This is a genomic window from Hyphomicrobiales bacterium, assembly GCA_017642935.1.
GTDB lineage: Bacteria > Pseudomonadota > Alphaproteobacteria > Rhizobiales > MH13 > MH13.
Window position 1 is genome coordinate 1696143 of sequence record JAEPOK010000001.1, and the last position, 21231, is coordinate 1717373.

21 protein-coding genes are annotated in these 21231 nt (G+C 59.5%); 5 read left to right on the forward strand and 16 right to left on the reverse strand.

Annotation, left to right across the window (positions count from 1 at the left end; translation table 11 throughout):
- Positions 1 to 2: 2 nt before the first annotated feature.
- The 7 genes from JJ917_08050 to JJ917_08080 all read right to left on the reverse strand — a co-directional run bounded on the left by JJ917_08050 (position 3) and on the right by JJ917_08080 (position 7332).
- The gene (locus tag JJ917_08050; GenBank protein MBO6698765.1) at positions 3 to 1076 is read right to left on the reverse strand and encodes a branched-chain amino acid ABC transporter permease; all 1074 of its coding nucleotides are present in this window, start codon (positions 1074 to 1076) and stop codon (positions 3 to 5) included.
- Between the two features lie 3 nt (positions 1077 to 1079).
- On the reverse strand, positions 1080 to 2093 hold the full coding sequence (locus JJ917_08055; protein MBO6698766.1) for a branched-chain amino acid ABC transporter permease: 1014 nt from the start codon (positions 2091 to 2093) through the stop codon (positions 1080 to 1082).
- A gap of 126 nt (positions 2094 to 2219) precedes the next feature.
- Positions 2220 to 2999 (reverse strand): helix-turn-helix domain-containing protein, encoded by a 780-nt coding sequence (locus tag JJ917_08060; protein ID MBO6698767.1) that lies wholly within the window; start codon positions 2997 to 2999, stop codon positions 2220 to 2222.
- 166 nt (positions 3000 to 3165) lie between these two features.
- Complete coding sequence (locus JJ917_08065) at positions 3166 to 4236, reverse strand: iron-containing alcohol dehydrogenase (protein ID MBO6698768.1); 1071 nt, start codon at positions 4234 to 4236, stop codon at positions 3166 to 3168.
- Between the two features lie 125 nt (positions 4237 to 4361).
- The gene (locus JJ917_08070; protein ID MBO6698769.1) at positions 4362 to 5627 is read right to left on the reverse strand and encodes an ABC transporter substrate-binding protein; all 1266 of its coding nucleotides are present in this window, start codon (positions 5625 to 5627) and stop codon (positions 4362 to 4364) included.
- 185 nt (positions 5628 to 5812) lie between these two features.
- The gene (locus JJ917_08075; protein ID MBO6698770.1) at positions 5813 to 6391 is read right to left on the reverse strand and encodes a nucleotidyltransferase family protein; all 579 of its coding nucleotides are present in this window, start codon (positions 6389 to 6391) and stop codon (positions 5813 to 5815) included.
- The gene (locus tag JJ917_08080) at positions 6388 to 7332 is read right to left on the reverse strand and encodes an XdhC family protein (GenBank protein ID MBO6698771.1); all 945 of its coding nucleotides are present in this window, start codon (positions 7330 to 7332) and stop codon (positions 6388 to 6390) included. Before JJ917_08080 ends, JJ917_08075 begins: the two co-directional genes overlap by 4 nt.
- 182 nt (positions 7333 to 7514) lie before the next feature.
- Between JJ917_08080 and JJ917_08085 the strand changes: the two genes are divergently transcribed.
- Complete coding sequence (locus JJ917_08085) at positions 7515 to 8225, forward strand: spermidine synthase (protein ID MBO6698772.1); 711 nt, start codon at positions 7515 to 7517, stop codon at positions 8223 to 8225.
- Between the two features lie 14 nt (positions 8226 to 8239).
- Here JJ917_08085 and JJ917_08090 read toward each other — a convergent pair whose 3' ends face one another.
- The 9 genes from JJ917_08090 to JJ917_08130 all read right to left on the reverse strand — a co-directional run bounded on the left by JJ917_08090 (position 8240) and on the right by JJ917_08130 (position 16670).
- The gene (locus JJ917_08090) at positions 8240 to 9385 is read right to left on the reverse strand and encodes a fumarylacetoacetate hydrolase family protein (protein MBO6698773.1); all 1146 of its coding nucleotides are present in this window, start codon (positions 9383 to 9385) and stop codon (positions 8240 to 8242) included.
- A 1-nt stretch (position 9386) separates the two neighbouring features.
- Positions 9387 to 10283, reverse strand: a complete 897-nt coding sequence (locus JJ917_08095) for an SMP-30/gluconolactonase/LRE family protein (GenBank protein MBO6698774.1) — start codon at positions 10281 to 10283, stop codon at positions 9387 to 9389.
- On the reverse strand, positions 10283 to 11140 hold the full coding sequence (locus tag JJ917_08100; GenBank protein ID MBO6698775.1) for an aldose 1-epimerase: 858 nt from the start codon (positions 11138 to 11140) through the stop codon (positions 10283 to 10285). Before JJ917_08100 ends, JJ917_08095 begins: the two co-directional genes overlap by 1 nt.
- The gene (locus tag JJ917_08105; protein MBO6698776.1) at positions 11141 to 11848 is read right to left on the reverse strand and encodes an SDR family oxidoreductase; all 708 of its coding nucleotides are present in this window, start codon (positions 11846 to 11848) and stop codon (positions 11141 to 11143) included.
- Between the two features lie 12 nt (positions 11849 to 11860).
- Positions 11861 to 12595 carry a sugar ABC transporter ATP-binding protein gene (locus tag JJ917_08110; GenBank protein ID MBO6698777.1) on the reverse strand — a complete coding sequence of 245 codons (735 nt, stop codon included), beginning with the start codon at positions 12593 to 12595 and terminating at the stop codon, positions 11861 to 11863.
- A 2-nt stretch (positions 12596 to 12597) separates the two neighbouring features.
- Positions 12598 to 13578 carry an ABC transporter permease gene (locus JJ917_08115; GenBank protein ID MBO6698778.1) on the reverse strand — a complete coding sequence of 327 codons (981 nt, stop codon included), beginning with the start codon at positions 13576 to 13578 and terminating at the stop codon, positions 12598 to 12600.
- A 106-nt stretch (positions 13579 to 13684) separates the two neighbouring features.
- Entirely contained in the window at positions 13685 to 14650 is a 966-nt protein-coding gene (locus JJ917_08120) for a sugar ABC transporter substrate-binding protein (protein ID MBO6698779.1), read from the reverse strand.
- Positions 14651 to 14686: 36 nt separating this feature from the next.
- Entirely contained in the window at positions 14687 to 15892 is a 1206-nt protein-coding gene (locus JJ917_08125; GenBank protein MBO6698780.1) for a mandelate racemase/muconate lactonizing enzyme family protein, read from the reverse strand.
- Between the two features lie 10 nt (positions 15893 to 15902).
- Positions 15903 to 16670 carry a FadR family transcriptional regulator gene (locus JJ917_08130; protein ID MBO6698781.1) on the reverse strand — a complete coding sequence of 256 codons (768 nt, stop codon included), beginning with the start codon at positions 16668 to 16670 and terminating at the stop codon, positions 15903 to 15905.
- 177 nt (positions 16671 to 16847) lie between these two features.
- Here JJ917_08130 and JJ917_08135 point away from each other — a divergent pair, with 177 nt between their 5' ends.
- From JJ917_08135 to JJ917_08150, 4 genes are all read left to right on the forward strand, one after another.
- Positions 16848 to 18617 (forward strand): dihydroxy-acid dehydratase family protein, encoded by a 1770-nt coding sequence (locus JJ917_08135; protein MBO6698782.1) that lies wholly within the window; start codon positions 16848 to 16850, stop codon positions 18615 to 18617.
- A gap of 115 nt (positions 18618 to 18732) precedes the next feature.
- Entirely contained in the window at positions 18733 to 19170 is a 438-nt protein-coding gene (locus tag JJ917_08140) for a host attachment protein (GenBank protein ID MBO6698783.1), read from the forward strand.
- On the forward strand, positions 19167 to 20528 hold the full coding sequence (locus JJ917_08145; protein ID MBO6698784.1) for a glycosyltransferase: 1362 nt from the start codon (positions 19167 to 19169) through the stop codon (positions 20526 to 20528). Before JJ917_08140 ends, JJ917_08145 begins: the two co-directional genes overlap by 4 nt.
- Entirely contained in the window at positions 20525 to 21220 is a 696-nt protein-coding gene (locus JJ917_08150) for a hypothetical protein (protein MBO6698785.1), read from the forward strand. The genes JJ917_08145 and JJ917_08150 overlap by 4 nt, the downstream gene beginning before the upstream one ends.
- The last annotated feature ends 11 nt before the right edge of the window (positions 21221 to 21231 follow it).

Consider the following 21231-nt stretch of genomic DNA (forward strand, 5'->3'; position numbering starts at 1 on the left):
ATTCATGATCCATCGCTCCCAACGAGGGGATCACCGCGTTTGTGTCGGCTGGCGCGCCAGCGCTCCCACAGGCCCAAAACGCCGTCGGGCGAAAAGTAAACGATCGCCAGAAAACCAAGCCCGATGAGCAGATTGAACCGCTCGCCTGACAGGCCGATGGAGAGTAGGAAATCAGGTGCGAAGGTGCTCAGCACGACATAGATAAGCGCGCCGATGAAGGCGCCGATCGGACGGCCAAGGCCGCCAATCACGGCGATTACCAAGATGTCGATAACCGCGCCGATCCCGGCCGTGCCCGGTGCGATCTGTGCGTTCTGCCAGACCAGCAAAATGCCACCCACGGCGGCGATGACACTTGCAAAGGCGTAGGCCGCAATCCGATGGGCGACGATGTTGTAGCCCAGTGCGGCCATGCGCCGGGGGTTGTCGCGCACGCCTTGTAAGGCCAAACCGAAGGGTGCCCGCGACACGTAAACGACAGCAATGTAGGCCAGGAACGCACAGCCCAGCGTCAGGTAGTAGAACGGCATCGGTTGTCGCCAATCGACACCAAAAAGCTGCGGCGGCACCACCAGGTTGAAGCCGGTGTAGCCGTTGAAAATCGTGTAGTTTTGCCGGGAGAAATAGAAGAAGGCTGACGCGATCGCCAGCGTGATCATGATCGTGTAGATACCCTCGGTGCGCACGGCTAGCGCCCCAACAAGCGTACCGAAGATTGTTGCGATCACGATCGCCAGCGGGATGTTGATCCACCACGGCATCCCCAACGACAACTCGGTGATGCCTGAGATACCGAAGATCGCCACCATATACCCGGCCATGGCCGCGACTGACATCTGGATCAGGCTCACCATGCCGCCATAGCCGGCCAAAAACATCAGCGACAACGCGATCATGCCCAGAATGAACGTCCAGCCGAAAACCTGGAACAAGATGAAGTCATTGGCGACGACCGGCATGAAAAGCAGCACCACGGCCAGCACCCAGGCTGCTGTCGGTATGCGCTCCCACCAGCTTTGCGAAGGGGCGGACCTCGCCTTGCCATCGATTCTGTCCGTGTTGCCGATGACCGCCATGGCTTACCGCGTGCTCCCCAACAGTCCCTGGGGCCGAAACGCCAGGACGACGGCCATGATCAGGAATGTGAACACGACCGAATAGGTGGGGGCGTAGACCAACCCAAGCTGCTCCGACAGGCCAATGATGAGAGCTCCAAGCGCGGCACCAGGGATGGAGCCCATTCCTCCGACAATCACTACGACGAGCGATGCCAGGAGGAAGCGTGTGTCTTCGCCCGGACTGAGCGATTGGAATGTGCCGCCAACGATGCCGGCAATCCCGGCCAGACCCGCGCCGAAAGCAAAAACTGCCAAGAAAATGTACTGAATGCGCACGCCTGACGCGGCGAGCATCTCGCGGTCATCGACACCAGCGCGAACGAACATGCCGAGGCGCGTGCGGTTAAGGAGCAACCACATGCCAATACCGATGACGATGGCCGCCACCAGGATGGCAATACGCACAGCGGGGTAGCGCAGATAGACGATCTCACCGGATTCGCGGATCGATGAAATGACCGGCAAGGTCGCCGGCCCCGACAGCCAATCGGGCGCGAAGATGGTGTAGCTTTGCCCGCCCCAGTACCAGAGCATGAGATCGGCGAGCACCACCGACAGACCAATCGTGACCATGGTCTGGCGAAGGTCTTCGCCGTCCATCCGGCGGAACACCTGATGCTGTAAGATGACGCCCAACAGCGCGACGATGATGAAAACGATCGGAAAGGCAAGGAGCCACGAGCCGGTGAACTCGGATATCTCAAATCCCAGATAGCCACCCAGCAGGTAGAGCGATCCATGGGCAAGATTAACGTTGCGCATCAGTCCAAAGATCAGGGTGAAACCTGAGGCGACCAAGAAATAGAGCGCACCCAGCGTCACGCCACCAAAGATCGCGTTGAGGAAAATCCGTTTGCGGCCCAACGCCTCCTCAAGACCAGGAGGCCACGGCGCAAAGATCATCCAGGCAAAGACTGCAACCGCGAGCAGAATGATCAGAGACCAAATGGGGTGTCTGGATGCGAATCCGATCATGGGGGCGACAATCTCCTTTGCCGGGAAGCTAACGCGCGCCTGGTCACGATCGCATACCCGACAGTCTTCTGATTGCGCTCCAGGTCCGCAAAAAAGGCGCTTCCAGGAGGCGCCAATTTCGAGCGGTCATTGCGGATGAACCAACTCCACTGACTGCACCGAACGCCGATAGTTCGACGGTGGCACAACCCCGTTGGAGATGAAAAAGCGCGAGAAACTTGCCTGACTGGAAAAGCCGAGGTCCAGGCCGATATCAGAGACCGGCGCCTGCGTTGCGCTGAGCTGCTCAATCGCCCGCTCCATGCGCAAAGCGTTGAGATAAAGGTTCGGCGTCAGGCCGATTTGAGCGCGGAAGAGCTTGTAAAAATGGGGGCGCGACAGACCCACCTCGCGGGCGATCACGTTGAGCGCATACTCCCCGCCGATATTGTCCTGCATTAGCCGCAAGGCGTTGCGGATGCGAAAGTCGCGTGCCGGCGTATGCGGCCCGGTAAAGGCAGCACCGCGTTCGGTCCACTGCCAGGACTGATCAAAGGCGGCTTGGGTGAGCGTACATAGGCGGTCCTCCAACAGGGGATCTTCCATGTCGTGATCAAGCATGACGCGCGCGGTTTCCGCGACCATCCGCGCCAGGTGATCGGTGACCTCAATGCCGTTGCGGCCAAAACGCATCGATGCCGAAACCTGGCGCGCGGCCTCCAAGAACCAGCCCGGACGGATGTACAAGACCAGCGCTAGCGTTGGCTCACTGTAGATCAGCGGTTCGTAATAGTGACCCTGCCAAGGGCTTACGGCCACGGCCTGTCCGGCAGAAATTGGCACGGCCTTATCCTCGACGACCATTTGTCCGGCAGGTCCGGCCACGTGGAACACAAGATGGCCCTCACGGTGACCATGCGGCGCCATTTTACGATCCATGGAATACAAACACACGCGACCGAACGCGCCGTGAAAGACGGCTATGGCACTGCTCACTGTTTCCACCCTTTCAGCATCTTTTTTAATGCCTTTTTTAAGTAGACTTCCCCATGTGCCCAGCAACGTCAAGCGCGATGCCGCATGGTAAGGTCGGTTAAAGCGCCTGCTCCAGAAGCGCGCGGTAGTCAGCCTGCGTCGCATGGCGCGGATTGGTTAGATTGGCCGGGTCGGCGGCAGCGCGCCGGGCAACGCTGTCCAGCCGTTGACCGTCGATAGGCTCGGTTCCCAATCGCTCAGGCAATCCAAGCCGTTGGCCCATTGTCACAAGCGCGTCGGCAACATCACTTTGCCCCGGCAGCGCCATCGCTTCGGCAATGCGCTGATAGCGTCCACCGACGGCGGGTGCGTTGAAAGCCAGAACCGGCCGCATCACCGAGGGATGCAAACGCCCATGGGCGCCGGTGCCTTCAATCTCGTCTTCGGCTGCACGCGCCAAAGCTTCAACACCTCCAAGGCCTTTTTGCGCGGCAAGGCCCGCATTGAGGGCCACGGCCAGTAGTTCGCGATGGGCATCCAGATTACCGTGTTCGGACACCGCGCGTTCAAGAAACAGGGAGGAGCGGCGGATGCCCTCCAGCGCGATGCCGTCGGCAGGCGGGTTGTAAGCTGTGGCCAGAAAGGCCTCGATACAGTTGGTCAACGCATTGAAACCATTGGCGGCAAGCGTATGGGGTTCAGCTGCAAGCGTCATCGTCGCGTCCAATAGGATGGCGGCAGGCAAAGCCGGTTGCCGCAGCTTGCCAGAGCTTGCCATCAAGCCCGGCATATGGACCGGCCCAAGGCCGACATTGGCCACGGTGGTGGGCACGGCAATGAGCGGGCGCGAGGCAGTACCAGGCTCAAAGGCGGCCAACACTCGACCGAAGTCGAGAGCCGTTTTCCCGCCGAGGCAGATCAAGGAATCACAATCGCCTTTGACGAAAACCTCACTGGCGGCGCGCAGCCGCCCGATTGGTACGCTCGGTCCTAACTGCGGGAAGGTTGTGACGATAGCATCGAGCGGAAGCGCATGTTCTAGGCGGCTGGCGGTATCGCCGATATGGCCGGCGGCATCGGCAATCAGGAGCGGTCGCGTCGCGCCCAAGCGGTTCAACGCTTCGGGCAGCGCGTCTTCAAGAACGCGGTCTGCGAAATGGACGCGCGTCAGAAACGTGATCAACGACATGCCGCTTACCTCGCATGGCCGCGGAGCTTGGCCGATGCCAACCTTCAAGCGCCTGGAGGGAAGACGCGGGACCGGAATTGACAAGGCCGGGATGAGTCCCGGCCTTGCTGCATTTCGTTGGTAGGTTAGCCGGCGCCACCCAGCGCCGTGCAGTCTGGCGTGTCGCGCGATGGCAAGCCCATTGCACGGAACTCTTCGGCCGACATGCCAAGTGTCTGGTTGACGCCCTCTTGCGTCGCCACAAGCTGGTTGGTCAGCCCACCTTCGCCGTCCTCAACGACTTCGTTGATGAACACGGTGCCGGTTGCCTGGCGGTTTTCATTGAGCTCCACCACCCCAAGCGGGGTTTCCAGCGCCAGCGCGCCCAGGGCAGCCTGGAAAGCGGCCTGGTCGTCGCTGAGGTCGCCATCAACTTGGTTCAGCGCCTCAATGGCAGCCAAAGCAGCCACGTAGTAGCCAACACCAAACAGTGATGGCGCAGGGAAACGCTCATCTTCGGGGAAGGCTGCCTGGTAGCGTGCAACATAGTCCGTCCAAGCCGGGTCGGTGTTGTCCACGGCCAGCGGCCCAGAGGTTGGCGTGCCGATCAAGGCATCCTTGGCCCGACCGCGCGAGGTCAGAACGGTCTGGTCGGCCATGATGGTGCCGCCGATCAAGTTCGTTTCCGAACCAGCCTGCTGGTACTGGTTGAGGAAGTTGATGGCGTCGGTACCACCCACGCCAAGGTAGATAGCGTCCACATCATCAGGCAGCGCGGCAATCACGCCACCAAAATCAGACGACCCAAGTGGGACCCAGAAACGCTCGACGATTTCCCCCCCAGCGCGGCAGAAGTCGACGGCGAAACCAAGGAAGTTCGTGTAGCCGAATGAGTAGTCAGCGGCGACCGTTGCAACACGATCCCAGCCCTTTTCTTCAACCACATAGGTGCCCAGACCAGCGCCCCATTGTGCGCCATCAAGGTTGAAGCGGAAGAAGTTCTCAGCCGGATCGACCCACGTCGTCTCCAGCGCACCTGAAATGCCGTTGATGATGGTGATGTTTGGAACCGTCTTCGCGTAGTCGCGAAGCGCAATGCCTTCCGAACCCGACAACGGTCCGAGAATTATGTCGACATTGTCCTGCTCGACGAGTTTACGAGCCTGGCGCACGGCCGTATCCGGCGTCGTGTCGGACGGAGCGACGACATACTCGATTTCGCGCCCGCCGGCCATGAAGCCTGCTTCTTCCAGAGCCATTTCGACATTGCGCACGCCGTCAGCGCCGCCTTCGGCAAATGCGCCTTCCAGTGCCACCAGAATGCCGATGCGGATCGGCTCGTCCTGAGCGAATGCAGACGCAGGAAGTGCGACTGATGCGGCCAGCACGGCGGTCAATAACGCCTTCTTCATGGGTATCCTCCCTAAGCAAAGCGCAGGCTTTAATTGTTTGCCATCACCGAATTCGCCGCCTGCCAGAAGCGTTCAGCAACTTGTTGAAGCCTATGAAGGCGAGCCCTGGCAGGCGATGACCTTACGTTTGCCTGCATACCCGAGCGTCTTTTTTTCTTTTCGAAAGCAAATGCACGCGCTCGCAGTCAACGCAGACCCGCATCGGATTGAGCGGCGCTGAGGCTGTTGGGTGTATCGATGTCTATGAGCATGTCGTCCGCGACTTGGACGAGTGCAGCCTGCGGCAACTCTTTGAGCAGCGCACCAGCGCCGCGATCGCCGCTTAGGGTCTTCAGCGCATTGAAGTATGGTTGCGGAAAGCATGCCGGCGGCATCGTTCGTTGACCGTCCGTTGCCGCACTTGGTCGGCTGTCGGTGCACTTATCGACAACCTCATTCAACAAGTCAGCCGTGACAAACGGCATGTCTGCCAGCGCAATAAAAATGCGCGTTGCACCATGGCTCTCGGCAAGACAAACGCCAGCGCGCAGACTGTCGGATTGTTCAGGCGCCTCTTCAGGCGGCGTAGCGATCTGAAATTCTGGGAGCAGTTTTGCAATCTCAGGCGACTTTGTGCTGGCGATCAACACGCTCGGACGAAACTCGCACATTGCCTCCGCCGCGTGTCGTACCAAGGGTCGTCCGTGGAGCATCGCAAGCAGTTTATTGTCCGCACCAAAGCGATGAGAAGCCCCCGCAGCCAGCAAGACGCCAGCGACCGTCATGCTGCCTCGGTATTGGCCACCGACATAGCTTTGCCGAGCACCTCGGCCAGAACTGAAACGGCAAGGGTGCCCGCGTCGCGTGCCGACGGGATAAGGCCAACGGGGCCGTGCAGTCGCGCCAGGCTGACCGACTCGATGCCCATCAGCTGCAAAGCCTGTAGGCGTGCATCACGGGCGCGCTGGCTGCCTTGTGCACCGATGTAAAAGGCGGAGGTCCCAAGCGCGCCTGCCAGTATCGGCGGCTCCCAATCGTGATCATGAAAAAAGAGAACGATGGCGGTGCGATCGTCGGCAGCCAGATCGGCTGGAAAGGCCTGGGTCGTCAGATGTCGTGTCTCGCATCCGGCGACCGATCCATGGTCGAGCGTCTCAACGTCTGGCGAGAGAAGCAGGTTTGGGTAGCCAGCGGACTGCACCAGTGCCGCGAAGGTGCTGGCTTCAGGGCCTTTGCCAAAAACGAGAAATCGGATGTCCGGCTCAAAGCGAACAGTAAGCTGGTTTCCGTCGCGATGCGTGAGGCCGCTCTCCACTACCTCCATCGCGCCCGTTTCGGTGTCTATCCTGAGCGAACAAGCAACACGGGCGGACCGGTTCTTTTTTATCTGTCCAAGTGCCGCCTGATCCGGGGACGGCAACAACAAGATGTCCAGCCCGCCCCCACAGGGCAGTTGTATATCCATGTAGGGCGAGCCACGACCGTACCGAAGCATCCGCGGACGACCAGCCTCGGCCGCCTCCATCGCATGCAAGGCTATATCGCTTTCGATGCATCCAGACGACAACGTGCCGACACGTCTTTCAGGGGGAAACACCGCCATCATAGCGCCGACGGGACGGTAGGACGGCCCCTCGACACCAGCGATCACGGCAAGCACAGCATCCCCTGGCGCATCAAGCACCGCATCGATGGGATCGCGTGTGGGTGGCGTCAGTGTCAGCATATCTTGGCCGGCAAGGTGGGCGTTTGGGAGGATTTTCGCAAGAGGGTGCCAAGGCTGCGCTAAGCAATCCCCTGCCATGGATTTCACATCCACGCAGCATTCTCCGGTCCATGGACGTGGCCAATCATGCTAACCGTGCACGTCGGCGACCAGGAAATTAGGGCAGAAGTCAGATGAGCGCGTTGTTTGAAGAACTCGACTACTGTCCGACACCGAGCGGCGCGCTCAGCCTCCGACGTCGCTACGACGTGAAGCTTGGCGAGGATGTTTGGGAAATCCTGCTGGGCGATGAGTTCTTGATGTCGAGCCATTTCACCGCTTCGGAAGTGGCGCTTGGGCAACTGGGTGTTGCGGCGTGCCAAGGTACGTCGCTCGATGTGGTGGTCGGCGGGCTTGGGCTCGGCTACACCGCTGATGCCGTCCTTGGCCACAATGCCGTGGCGGAGCTTGTTGTGGTGGAACTCTTCAAGCCAGTGATCGAATGGCACGAGTCCGGCGTTCTGCCGATGGGGACTCGCTTGGCTGATGCTCCAAACTGCCGACTGATGGATGGCGATTTCTTCGCTATGGCGTCGGGCGAAGGGTTCGATCCCGACCAACCCGGACGTCGCTTCGATGCCGTGCTGGTTGATATCGACCATGATCCCGACCACCTTCTGGATGGCCGCAGCGAGGGTTTCTATCACGTAGACGGTTTGCAGGCGCTCAAGGGCCACTTGAAGCCCGGTGGTGTTTTTGGGCTGTGGTCGGACAAGCCTACCGATCCGCGTTTTCTCGAACGCCTAAGCGCCGCCTTCCCAAAGGCATGGGCAGAACCAGTGACCTTCGACAACCCATTGACGGGCAACCCGTTCACCCAAACCGTCTATCTGGCGCAAGCCGAGACGGACTGACCAGCGTGATCGGACTAAAGAAGGTCCCGTTGCGCAAGATTGGTCATCAATGCCCGCGTGCCAAACGTCCAGGGCGGGCAGTTGGTCGAGAGATCGACTGAGTTGGTGAGCGCGCCGAGATCGGGGGAAGAGATAGTCACCACATCGCCTAGCTTGTGGGTGAACCCATCACCGGGCGCACCGTCGGGATCGCGGTCTTGCGTGGGCGCAAACAGCGTGCCCAAAAACAGCATAATCCCATCTGGATATTGATGGTGCGCGCCCAGCGTCTGCACCACTAGGTCGGCTGGGTCGCGGCTGATCTGCGACATGTCGGAATGCCCGTGCATCACAAAGCCGTCCTCGCCTTCCACGTGCAAGGTCAGCGTCTGGTTGCGCACATCATCCAGCGTGAAACCGTCATCGAACAAGCGAATGAAGGGGCCGATGGCGCAGGACGCGTTGTTGTCCTTGGCTTTTGAGAGCAGCAAGGCCGATCGGCCTTCAATGTCGCGCAGATTGACATCATTGCCCAGCGTCGCGCCTAGGATCGCTCCTTTGGACGAGACCGTCAGAACCACTTCTGGCTCAGGGTTGTTCCATTTCGAAGACGGGTGGAGACCAACTTTGGCTCCATGGCCAACCGATGAAAGCACTTGGGCCTTGGAGAAGACTTCAGCGTCCGGGCCAATGCCGACCTCCAGATATTGGCTCCAAAGACCTTCGGCGATCAGCGCCTGCTTGACGGCCATGGCCTCATCTGAGCCCGGCGTGATGTTCTTCAGGCTTTCGCCGATCAGAGCCCCAATCCGCTCGCGGATCGCCTGCGCGGCTGAGGGGTCACCGGCAGCGCGTTCCTCGATCACGCGTTCAACCATCGATCCGGCAAAGGTAACGCCACAGGCTTTGACCGCTTGTAAATCGCAAGGCGCCAGAAGATGGGTACCAGCGTCATCACCAACTGCCGCAGCCATGATCTCGTTTAAAGTGCCAAGCACCTCGCCATCTGCACTGGCAACATAGCTCGCGGGGTCGTCCAATTCGCAGATGTCACGAACCGTCGGCGCCCTTGATGACGTGATGTCCACCACATCGTCGCCACGCACGGTCACCACAGACGGACCCACCGAGCGCCCAGAGTCCGCGCGCCAAACGCGGCCAAGTAGCAGGGCATTTTTCATTTCAGGCTCCAAATCGATGGTCCGGCACACCCGCCACAGGCATTGATGCCATCAACACGGCGCCTTCGGTTGCGTTCGCGGCTAGCTGTGCCTCGCTCAAGGTGAACTGCGCCGATGTCGCGAATAGCGTCTTACGGTCAGGACCACCGAATGTGCAACTTGTAGGGTTGGTCACCGGCAGCTCGATCACCTTGTCCAAGTTGCCATTTGGCGTGATGCGGATGAGGCAGGAACCGCCAAACCGCGCATTCCAGAGGCAGCCATCCTCATCCATCGCAGATCCGTCGGGGGCTCCGCGATCATAGCCTTCAAGGAGAACACGCTGGTTGCTTATCGTGCCCTCGTCAGCGTTCCAGTTATAGGCGAAGATCACATTGCGGGTGCTGTCCCCGAAGTAGCAGGTCTTGCCATCGGGCGACCAGGCCAGTGTGTTGGAAATACCAAACTCATGCTCGGTGTGACGGCGGGTGGATCCGTCCGGGTCGACACGAAACAGCGCGCCGGAATTGCGATCCATATCGCGTCCTGATCCATCTTCGTTGAGGTTCGTTTGCATCGATCCCGTCCAGAACCTGCCCTGCGGGTCGCACTTGCCTTCGTTGAGGCGATTGCCCGGCATGGGATCAGGATCGGCAAAAGACGTGAATGAGCCGGTGTCGAAATCGAACCACCTCATGCCGGAAGCCAAAGCGACCAGCGCTCGGTTTCCATCCTTGGAAATCGCAAGTGCAGTCGGAAAGTCTTGCGACGACCACACCTGCTGCGCGCCACTTGTCGGATCAAAGGCGTGGATGGTCTTGCCGATAATGTCGACCCAGAAAAGCTTACCCATTGGGGCATCCCAAACCGGACCTTCGGCGACGGCGTATCGACCGTCATGGACGGGCACAAAATCCATTAGGTGGCTCCCCAGTCCAAAGACATGTCCAACGCCAGGCTTTCACCCGGCTGCAGAACTCGGAGGCCAGGCATTCCAAGAAGATTGTGGGCGTTGACGGGATGTGACACCGGCTCAAAGCAAAAGAACCCACACCCCGGTTCTGGAGAATAGATGATGGCCGTTGTGAGCGTTTTGCTGGCGAGCGTCACCGAGACTGCGTCATCGCCTTGCGTGATACGCGCCCTACCATCCCAACGCGAAAAACCGGCGTTGATCCACCGGTTGGGCAACGGCTTGGAGGTCGAAAAATCGAAGTCCTCAGGCGGTTGTTGCGACCTGTCTAAGGCCGGCAAACTGCCCTCACCTTCCGGCCAATGGTCAGGCGCATTGGCCTGCAGGCGTGTTTCCGCAGTGCGTGGGAACCAGGGATGAAATCCACCGCCAAAGGGAAGCGCGATGTCGGCCCTGTTGATCATGGTCAGCGTATTGATGAAGCGAGTCTCGCTCAGCGAAAAGGTCTGCGTCGCCTCGTAGGCATAAGGTCCGAAAGCGCCATCAGGCAGGTGTAATTCCGCGTCGCTTTCGCTGGACGAAACAACCGACCATTCCTTCTGGAAGCCATCTCCATGGATGGCCAATGGATCAATATCCATGTTCTGCGCCATCGGGTGAAAGGTGCCTTTATAGGTGAAACCACCATCAATCCGGTTGGAAAACGGAACCAGAGTGTTGGAGGCAAGAGCGAAGGGACCATCCTCTGCCTTGCCCGACCAAGCCCGCAAAACCGGCTTGCCATCGACCCAAAGCCCAGCAATCCCACCACCCATTTCTGGGTGCAGGCTGAGTCTTGCGTCACCCGCTTTCAGTTCCAGCATCTACCACCCGCCATCAATGGCCACATTCTGACCGGAGATCATGCGTGCGGAATCTGAGCAGAGGAAGAGCGCTAGGTCAGCTACGTCGCTCGCCTCGATGCGGGATTTGAGGCACTGCCGATCGAGCACCCAGTCGTTGTACTCCTGCAGCCGGTCGGCAAACACGCGATTTTCAGCGGCTGATTTCACGGCGCCGGGTGCAATAGCGTTCACATTGATCCCAAAAGGTCCGAGTTCACGCGCCAGCCCTTTTGTCAGCCCAAGCATCGCGCCTTTGGAGGCGACATAGGGCACATAGCCATCCCACTGGCCGTTCAGCGTGATCGAGGTGAGATTGATGATCTTGCCCCAGCCCTTCTCCTTCATCGCCGGAGCACAGACCCGCGACAGAGCAAACGCAGCCGACGAATTCACCCGAATCTGATCCTCGTATTCCATGAGCGAGAAAGCATCATGTGGCTTGTTGATGATGAGCGCGGCATTGTTGATGAGGATATCAAAGGGCGTGGCCTGCTTCACCGCATCTTCAGCCCCCGCCAAATTGTTCAGATCAACACCGAGATAGCCATAGCCTTCCAAGGGCGATCCATCGGGCCGATCAAGGATGGTGACGTCGGCCCCGGCCGCCTTGAAGGATGCTGCCATGGCCGCGCCAAGAGTGCCAAGACCTCCCGTGATCAATGCTTTCTTGCCCGATAGATCGGTCATACCGCCTTCTCCTCACAACAGATCGTGTACTTCATCGATGCTCGTTTCATTGACCGGTTTGTCGAGCACGACTTGGCCCAGCGCCATCGCCACAATCCGATCGCAGCAGGCGAACACATGGTGCATGTTGTGGCTGATGAAGATGCCGGTGACGTTTTGCTCTTTGAGTGATTTCACAAAGCCGATCACCTTCGTCGTCTCTTTGACCGAAAGGTGGTTGGTCGGCTCGTCCAGGATCATCACTTTCGACCGGAAATGCATGGCGCGGGCGATGGCAACGCCCTGGCGCTGACCGCCAGAAAGCTCGCCGACTAGAGCATCAGGCGATCGAAGATGCAGATCGACATCTGCGATGGCCTCAACGCTTTGCTCGCGCATTTTTGCTTCATCGAGAATGCCGATGCCACCAAGAGACATCTTCAAAGGCTCACGACCGATGAACATGTTGCGGGCAATCGACATGATAGGAACCATGGAATTGTACTGGTAGATCGTCTCGATCCCCAGATCCATCGCATCGCGAGGGTTAGCGATCGAGACCTTCTCGCCCTCCACGTAAACATCGCCCTCATCGGCCGTATGAAGACCGGACAAAATGTTGATGAGCGTGGACTTTCCCGCGCCATTGTCACCGACGAGACCAACGGCTTCGTTGGGTTGGAAGTCCAGGGAGACGCCTTTCAGCGCATGCACACCGGAGTACCATTTGTGGAGGTTGTGGACCGAAATGATGGGCTGGCGGCTCATGCTCACGTCTCCACTTTCATGGCGCGGCCTCGCTTGCGCAGCCAGGCATTGGCCACGACGGCAAGAATTGTGAGCGCGCCTACAGCGAATTTGAACCAGTTGCTATCGACCTGGCTGAGAACCATGCCATTGTCGATGACGCGGATCAGCGTTGCGCCAATCACGCCACCCAAAATGGACCCGACACCGCCAAAGAGCGACGTCCCGCCGATCACCGCGGCAGCGACGGCCTGAAGCTCCAAACCTTCACCGATTGATGGCAGCGGCGAGCCCAGACGCAGCACCTGGATCATGCCGGCAAAGCCCGCCAGCATCGAGCAGATCATGAAGCACGCGATCTTCACTCGCGCAGTGGGTATGCCCATGGCTTGTGCGGCGGGAAGAAACCCACCTGTGGCGCGCACCCAGTTGCCGAAGTTGGTTTTGCCCAGCAGAAACGCCATGAAAAGCGCGATACCGACAAACCAAAGAAAAGAGGCGCGCAGCAGATCGCCAGGACCGACAAAGGCGATGAACAATTGCTCCGGGATGCGGTCCATTTGCAGTCGTGGGGGAAAACCGCCGGATATCACCACCGTCATCGAGCGCGCCATGAAGAGCATGCCCAGCGTGGTAATAAAGGAGGGTATGCCAAACTTGATGGTCAAAAAGCCATTGATGAAGCCGATGGCCGCGCACACCAAAAGACCGAATGCGGCGGCAGGCACAAACCCCCATCCAGCCACCATCAAAACGGCCATCGTCATTGGCATCAAGGCAAAGACCGACCCAACGGAAAGGTCGAACTCGCCGCAGATCATCAGCAGTGTGACGCCAACGGCAACCAACGCCATTTCCGGCAAGAACCCCAAAAGCCCTCGCATGTTGGCGTAACTTAGGAAGAAGCCGTTGGACGTGAACTGGAAGACGCCGATCAAAATCACCAGCAGCAAAAGCGCTGCCAGTTCGGGTTTTTGCAGGGACAGTTTGAGGAGGCGTTTCATGGAACGCGGCGTCCTTAGAACAGAGGAGCAGAAGGCGTCGGCGCATTAAGGCGCCGACTGTTGTTGAGGGGGAAGACCGGGGTTTAGAGCCTAGTGCAGATCAGCTTTAACGCAGACCTTGCGCCGATAACTCCATGATCGCGGCTGCATCGTCCGGTGTCACGATACCCTGGCCCGTGTCGATATCCGCTGGAGCCAGGCCAATTGTTTTGGACAGATAGACCTGCATCACCGGCATAAAACCTTGCATGTAGGGCTGCTGGTCAACCTGGACCTGAATGTAGCCGGCCTGCATCTGCTCGACGGCTTCTGGGACCAAGTCAAAGCCGCCCAGCAGCACTTCGCCGGGCTCGATGCCGCGATCCGCCAACACGCGAGCCACACCGGCATGCCAGAAGCCTGTGTCGAAATAGGCTGTGGTTTCCGGGTTGGCGCCGAGATAAGCACCGACGCGGTCTGACACGGTCGCAAGGTCGGTGCCGGAATCGATCCGCTCAACATTGACCTCGCGATCGGGATTGGCTGCAGCGAAGTCTTCCATGAAGTTCATAACGCCAGCGCCGCGCTGCTCCGACCAGTTTTGGCCAGGTGCAGAAATACCAACCAGCACATTGATCGGCCCCTCGTCAGGGAAATTGGCCGATTGGGCTTCGCCAAGCGAATAGCCAGCGGGTAGAAACCCCTGTCCAACAAATGCCTGACGGGCATTGCCAGCTGCACCTTCCAAATCATCTACGTTCACGCCGATGACAATCACACCTGCGTCGCGGGCGCGCTGGACGATCTCGTCGAGGGCGGTGTTGTCAACGATGGAGGTCAGGATCGCGTCGGGCTCGCGCGCAAGGGCCGCTTCCATGTTGGCAAGCTGTTCTTGCACCGAGCCTTCGGTCTGCGTGAAGATCATCTGGCAGTCGGCATCGACGCGATCACAGGCATCATCAAAGCCTTTCTGAACAGCCTGCCAAAACGTGTTGGACGCGGAAGAGTGGTGGGTGAAGACAATGTCGAGCGCCAATGCCGGGGTCGAAACGGATGCCAGCAGGGCGGCGGCGGCAAGATATCTGAGTTTCATGGTTTTGCTCCTCCCTAGAGCAGATTGGGCCTGTTCTTAGACCGTGGAAGCGTCGGACGTTTTGCGCGACACTGTGAAAGCCCGGCTAAGTTCCGGGTTGAGTTCGAGCCCGAGACCTGGGCCTGGGGGAACGGTGATCATGCCGTTTGTGACCTCTGGCAGAGCGGTAACGAGGTCGCGATACCAAGTGTGGTAGAAGGCCCGCACGCTCTCCTGAACGAGCGCATTGGGCGCGTTGAGCGACAGGTGCGTTGAGGCGGCGAGCACGACCGGCCCTGTGCAATCGTGCGGCGCGATCGGCAGGTGCCAGGCTTCGGCCATGGAGGCGATCTTGCGCGCTTCCGACAGTCCGCCGCACCACGAAACATCGAGCATCACGACGCCTGCGGCATCGGTCTCCAGCAGATCGCGGAAGCCCCAGCGTGAGCCCAATGTTTCAGATGCAGAGATGGGAGCTTTGGAGGCCAGCGCATAGCGCTTCAAGCTGGAGAGCGAATCCATCTTGATCGGATCTTCATGCCAAAATGTCTCGAATGGCTCGAGTGCGCGGGCAATCTGCATGGCCGGCAGGAGCTGCCACATGGAGTGGAACTCCACCATGATATCCATGCTGTTGCCGACGGCGTCGCGGATCTTCTCAAAAGGCTTCAGAGCGGCATCCAGATCAGTGGCAGAAATGTACTGCCCGCGGGTCTTTTCAGCGGCGATGTCGAACGGCCAGATCTTCAAGGCCGTGATGCCTTCTTCCTTCAGCGACAGCGCTAACTCATCGGCATTGTTGAGAAAGGCGTTGAGATCATCATACTGGGTGCCACCGCCATTCATGGCGTAGTTGGCGGTGGTCTGACCGGTGGCCTTCTTGATGTATTCTGTACCGGCGCAGGTGTTGTAGGTGCGGATGCACTCGCGGCTAAACCCGCCAAGAAGCTGGGCGACCGGCTGACCGGTTGCCTTGCCGAAAATGTCCCAAAGCGCGATGTCAAACGCAGAGTTGCCTCGCACCTCAGCGCCCGAGGAGCGGAAGCCGAGATAGCCAACCAAGTCGGTCGCTAGGAGATCGATCTGCAACGGATTGCGGCTGATCACACGCGGGGCAATGTACTCATGGACGTAGGTTTCCACCGTTGCAGCGCCGAAGAACGTCTCACCCAATCCAACCAAACCTTCATCGGTATGCACCTGCACCCAGAGAAGGTTGGGGCGCTCTGCAACACGGATAGTTTCAAGTTTGGTGATCTTCACGCCGGCGCCCCTATGAGAGGCCGGCTTGGAGGAGAGCGTGCACACTTTCATCGAAGTGTTTGCTCATCGCTTCCACCGCCTGCTGGGGATCCCCTGCCGCGACCGCCTTGGCGATACGCAGATGGGTGTCGATCATCGTTTGACGTGCTTGCTCGCTGGTTCTGCTCTTCCAGCCAATCGGCCATGTCTGGCGGGTGATGCCCTGAAAGGCGCCGACAATCAGTTCGAAAACCGGATTGCGGCTGGCTCGGGCGAGCGCAAGATGAAACGCCAGATCATGCTCCATCAACCGCTCGGGAGTACCGACGGCCGCGGCCATGGCTTCAGCCAGCTTCAGGATCGTGGTGGCTTCATCGTCAGACCTACGGATTGCTGCCAAGGTGACGATACGCGTCTCAATCGTGCGGCGGACATCATAAATCTGTTGCACATTGATCTGCTCGGTATGCACGCCATGCTCGATGATCAACGACATCGCACCATGGTCGATGTTCGCGACGGTAGCCCGCTTGCCGACATTGAGTTCGATGATCCGCATCGCCGCCAGTGAGCGGAACGCTTCACGCACGACGGTGCGCGATACCTTCAAATCCTTCGAGAGCGCCGATTCAGACGGCAGACGGTCGCCGGGCATCAGTTCGTGCGTGCGAATGTGACGCGTGATCGCGCCGATCGTTTCGCTGACGCGGCCTGCGCTGTTCTTTTCCGACTGGCTGCCCGAGTTATTCAAACCATTTCCTCCCAACCTGTACGACAGGTTTTTTATTCCTGTAGACATTTTTGATGAGAACGTCAACGTGACATGCCTGAAGGGGGAAAGCTGGCTGCAAGGCCTTGCCGGGCAATGGAGTTTCGCGCGGCGGTGTCGCTTCATTCGCACAATGCCCTTTGTGCCACGATCTGAAGGGTCTATAGCCTGAGGCAAACAAACAGTTTGATCGGGAGACGAGATTTCATGGCCAACACGCGCGCGAACAAACGGTTCCGTAGCCAGGAATGGTTCGACAATCCCAACAATCCCGGCATGACGGCGCTCTATCTGGAACGCTACCAAAACCAGACCTTCACGCGGGAAGAGCTGCAATCGGGTCGCCCGGTGATCGGCATCGCCAACACTGGCTCCGACCTCGCGCCGTGCAACAAAATCCATCTGTTTCTGATGGACCGGATCAAGGCTGGCATCCGCGATGCGGGCGGCATTCCGATGGAGTTTCCGGTTCACCCGATCCAAGAAACCGGCAAACGGCCAACCGCGGCGCTCGACCGCAACCTTGCCTATCTGAGCCTGGTCGAAGTGCTGCACGGTTACCCGATTGACGCTGTTGTTCTGACAACAGGCTGCGACAAGACCACGCCTGCACAGTTGATGGGTGCTGCAACCGTCGATATTCCGGCGATCGCGCTCAATGGCGGGCCCATGCTCGACGGCTGGTGGAAGGGCAAACGCGCCGGCTCAGGCACGATCATTTGGGAATCCCGCCGCCTGCTGGCCGAAGGCAAGATCGACTATGATGAGTTCATGAATCGAGCATGCGCCTCGGCGCCCTCGCTCGGCCACTGCAACACGATGGGCACGGCCTCAACAATGAACGCGATGGCCGAAGCCCTGGGCATGACGCTGCCGGGCTCGTCGGCGATCCCTGCTCCGTTCCGTGAGCGCATGGCGATGGCGTTCGAGACGGGCAAACGCGCCGTCGCGATGGCCCATGAGGACCTTAAGCCCTCCGATATTTTGACGCGTCAGGCATTTGAGAACGCCATCCGGGTCAACACGGCGATCGGCGGTTCGACCAATGCTCCGCCACACCTTCAAGCCATCGCCCGCCACGCAGGCGTCGAGCTGGACGTCACCGACTGGCAAACGGTCGGCTTCGATTTGCCGCTGCTGGTGAACATGCAACCGGCGGGCGAATTCCTCGGCGAAGGGTTTTATCGCGCTGGCGGTGTGCCGGCAGTCATGGGCGAGCTCTTGGCCGCTGGTCACCTGCATGGCGATGTCATAACCGCGTCAGGCAAACCTGTCTCCGAAGCGCTCAACGGCGCGCGCAGCGAAGACCGGGAGGTCATTCGGCCTTTCGACAACCCGCTGCGGGAAAAAGCCGGGTTCATCGTTCTTTCCGGGAATCTGTTCGACAGCGCCCTGATGAAGACCTCGGTGATCTCGCAGGATTTTCGCGCGCGCTTCCTGAAGGACGGCGTATTCGAGGCGAAGGCTGTGGTCTTTGAAGGCCCCGAAGATTACCACGACCGCATCAATGATGAGAGCCTGGGCATTGATGAAGAGACGATCCTTTTCATTCGCAATGTAGGTTGCGTTGGCTATCCGGGCTCAGCCGAAGTGGTGAACATGCAGCCGCCGGACGCCTTCGTCCAACAGGGCATCAATCATCTGCCGACTGTCGGCGATGGGCGCCAATCAGGCACGTCGGAAAGCCCCTCCATCCTCAATGCGTCGCCGGAAGCTGTGGTCGGCGGTGGCCTCGCCCTGCTGAAAACCGGCGACAAGGTTCGCCTCGACGTGGAAAACGGCACACTAAATGCTGTGGTCCCAGAAGAGGAATGGCAGGCCAGGCGCGATGCTTGGACCGAGCCGGAACTGGAGCACCAGACGCCTTGGCAAGAGATCTACCGCGCCAATGTCGGCCAGCTGGCGCAAGGCGGATGCCTGGAATTGGCAACTGCCTACCAGCGGATTGGTCGAAACCTACCGCGCGACAATCACTAAGGCCGGGCTTCTGCATTAGTTCTGACGGAAGGCTCGCGGTTGACGATTGTCAACGGCTCCCGCCCGCCGCATGCGAAGAGTTGAGCCTCCCTTTGGTTCCTTCGCTGAGGCCGTCTTGAAACTACCCCATGCATCGCTTGTTGCCCTTGCCAATGGGCAACGCCATCTGGTCCTGGAAAATCGCGGCAAACCGGTTGCCTGGGATTTGCAGGTTGTCTGGACCGATGAGATTGCGCTGCAATCGACCCGAGCGATCGGAACGGAACGACCTGGCCGCTACCCGGTCGCTGGTGGCCGGCGCACAGCGGTCGAACAGACCGATTGGAAAGCGCTCGACAAGGCAGCGTTTTCCAAGGCTTTGGCAGAACATCTCAATGATCTGATCGCAAAGAAACCCGACCGGGCCTTGGTCCTTGTCGCGGATGCCAAAACGCTTGGCCATGTGCGCGACTCACTAAGCGCGCTGGCGAGGAAGTCGCTCTTGCGCGAGATTGTCGGCGATCATGTCCAGCAACCGATCGATGCCATACAATCGGTGTTGAAAACCGTGTGATCGCTCCAAACCTTGGTTGGGCGTCGTCACAGGGCACCATCGGGCAGGATCAGCGCTTGAACATCTTGATGCTCACCAACACCTATGTGCCGCATGTCGGCGGCGTTGCGCGTAGCGTCAGCGGTCTGGTGGCTGGCCTGCGGGAGCGTGGACACAGCGTGCTGGTTGTGGCGCCGGAGTTTCCCGGAACACCCGCCGTGGAAGAGGGCGTTGAGCGGATCGTTGCGCTGCAGCGCTTTGGCGGCAGCGATTTTTCGATGCCCCTGCCGCTCACCTGGCCACTCAGCGAGGTGATCGACGATTTTGCGCCTGATCTCGTTCACACCCACCACCCGTTTCTTTTGGGCGATACAGCGCTGCGCGTTGCGTCGGTCTACCAGGTGCCGATCATCTTCACCTACCACACGCGCTATGAGCTATATGGCCATTACATCGCGCAAGATTCCGCCTGGCTCCAACGGCTCGTGCTCAGTCTCGCCCATGGCTACTGCGATCTTTGCGACCATGTGATCGCGCCAAGCCAAAGCATCGTTCAGCATCTCAAACGCCATGGTGTGCAAGCGCCGATGACGGTGATTCCGACCGGTATCGATGTCGATGCCTTTGCTTCCGGCAGGCGTGACCGAGCCCGTGGGCGCTGGAACCTAGCGCCCGACCAGTTTGTTATTGGCCATGTCGGCCGGTTGGCGCCGGAAAAGAACCTCGACATTCTCGTCCAAGCGATAGCCGATGTTTTGGCGCGCGAGCCGAAAGCGGCGGTGTTGATCACCGGCGACGGAAGCTATCGATCAATCATGGAACAAGCTTTTGCGGACGCCGGATTGACTGACCGGGCAAGGTTCACCGGCGTGTTGACCGGTGAGCCGTTGTGGGACGCCTATGCGGCGCAGGACGTGTTTGCGTTCTCTTCCATCTCTGAGACACAAGGCCTCGTGCTCACCGAAGCGATGGCGGCTGGCGTGCCAGTGATCGCCTTGGACGCGCCAGGCGCGCGGGAGGTGGTCGAAGACGGGATCAACGGTCGGTTGCTACCGCATAGCGCCGATGCGGGCGCCTTGGCGCAGGCGCTGAGTTGGCTTGCCGATCTGCCATCGGAAAGGCGAGAAACTCTGCGGCAGGCAGCGCGCCAAACGGCAGATAACTTTTCAACAACGCGCTGTTTGGATCGTGTTTTGGCACTTTATGAAAGCGTGCTCGCAGGCGAGCCCAGAGGCGAGGCACCAGAGGCAAGTGCCTGGGAGTTTGCAAGACGGCGGCTGGAGAGCGAGCTGGATATTGTTGCCAACATTGCACAGGCGGTTTCTGACGCCGTGCTGGTGCCGCCGCCGAAAGCGCCATCCGACGTAACTCTGCCATGACCGTCAAAACCGCCAATGATGTCACCGAAGACACCCAGCCCTGCTCGGTGGGCTGGGATCGGTTGGCTGCCCTGCTCGGGCGGATTTGCGCGTTCTTCGTCTGGCTTTTGGCGCTGAGTTGGCGGTCCGATGCCGACGCACTTGCCAAAATCGATGAGCAATTGGCTGCGGGCAAACCGGTTATTGCCGTCTTCTGGCACAGCAGTTATCTGGCGCTGTTTGCACTTGCCGCTGGCAGGCCCGTCACGGTCTTCACCAGCAGGTCGTTTCGAGGAAAGGTGATAGCAGGCATCTGCCGACGGTTTGGCTATGACCCCTACCTGCTGCCGCCGGGACGCCAGGGATATCACGATATGCGTCACGTGCTTTTAGAAAAAACGCGCGACGCAAACCGGCCAGTGTTGGTCGGCATCGCGATCGACGGACCGTTGGGTCCACGGCATGCGGTGAAGCTTGGCGCTCTGCATATGGCGGCACGGATGGCAGCGGCTCTGATGCCCATTCGCGTTACCAGCCGCCCAGTCTGGGCGATCACCAGCCGATGGGATCACTTCAAAATACCACTGCCGTTCGCAAAAGTCCGGCTGGATGTTGGTCCGGCCATGGCGGTGCCCAACGGGTTTGGGCGTAATCCAGCGCAGATCGAGGCGCTGCGGAAGCAAGTGCACGATCGGCTCAACGGCCAAGGCTAGGTGTTTGCGTT

What these genes read in the sequence shown, in the direction of transcription:
- JJ917_08050 (MBO6698765.1), bottom strand. Translation starts at nt 1,076, where the DNA reads ATGGCGGTCATCGGCAACACGGACAGAATCGATGGCAAGGCGAGGTCC.
- JJ917_08055 (MBO6698766.1), bottom strand. Translation starts at nt 2,093, where the DNA reads ATGATCGGATTCGCATCCAGACACCCCATTTGGTCTCTGATCATTCTG.
- JJ917_08060 (MBO6698767.1), bottom strand. Translation starts at nt 2,999, where the DNA reads ATGGCGCCGCATGGTCACCGTGAGGGCCATCTTGTGTTCCACGTGGCC.
- JJ917_08065 (MBO6698768.1), bottom strand. Translation starts at nt 4,236, where the DNA reads ATGTCGTTGATCACGTTTCTGACGCGCGTCCATTTCGCAGACCGCGTT.
- JJ917_08070 (MBO6698769.1), bottom strand. Translation starts at nt 5,627, where the DNA reads ATGAAGAAGGCGTTATTGACCGCCGTGCTGGCCGCATCAGTCGCACTT.
- JJ917_08075 (MBO6698770.1), bottom strand. Translation starts at nt 6,391, where the DNA reads ATGACGGTCGCTGGCGTCTTGCTGGCTGCGGGGGCTTCTCATCGCTTT.
- JJ917_08080 (MBO6698771.1), bottom strand. Translation starts at nt 7,332, where the DNA reads ATGCTGACACTGACGCCACCCACACGCGATCCCATCGATGCGGTGCTT.
- JJ917_08090 (MBO6698773.1), bottom strand. Translation starts at nt 9,385, where the DNA reads ATGAAAAATGCCCTGCTACTTGGCCGCGTTTGGCGCGCGGACTCTGGG.
- JJ917_08095 (MBO6698774.1), bottom strand. Translation starts at nt 10,283, where the DNA reads ATGGATTTTGTGCCCGTCCATGACGGTCGATACGCCGTCGCCGAAGGT.
- JJ917_08100 (MBO6698775.1), bottom strand. Translation starts at nt 11,140, where the DNA reads ATGCTGGAACTGAAAGCGGGTGACGCAAGACTCAGCCTGCACCCAGAA.
- JJ917_08105 (MBO6698776.1), bottom strand. Translation starts at nt 11,848, where the DNA reads ATGACCGATCTATCGGGCAAGAAAGCATTGATCACGGGAGGTCTTGGC.
- JJ917_08110 (MBO6698777.1), bottom strand. Translation starts at nt 12,595, where the DNA reads ATGAGCCGCCAGCCCATCATTTCGGTCCACAACCTCCACAAATGGTAC.
- JJ917_08115 (MBO6698778.1), bottom strand. Translation starts at nt 13,578, where the DNA reads ATGAAACGCCTCCTCAAACTGTCCCTGCAAAAACCCGAACTGGCAGCG.
- JJ917_08120 (MBO6698779.1), bottom strand. Translation starts at nt 14,650, where the DNA reads ATGAAACTCAGATATCTTGCCGCCGCCGCCCTGCTGGCATCCGTTTCG.
- JJ917_08130 (MBO6698781.1), bottom strand. Translation starts at nt 16,670, where the DNA reads ATGTCTACAGGAATAAAAAACCTGTCGTACAGGTTGGGAGGAAATGGT.
- JJ917_08135 (MBO6698782.1), top strand. Translation starts at nt 16,848, where the DNA reads ATGGCCAACACGCGCGCGAACAAACGGTTCCGTAGCCAGGAATGGTTC.
- JJ917_08150 (MBO6698785.1), top strand. Translation starts at nt 20,525, where the DNA reads ATGACCGTCAAAACCGCCAATGATGTCACCGAAGACACCCAGCCCTGC.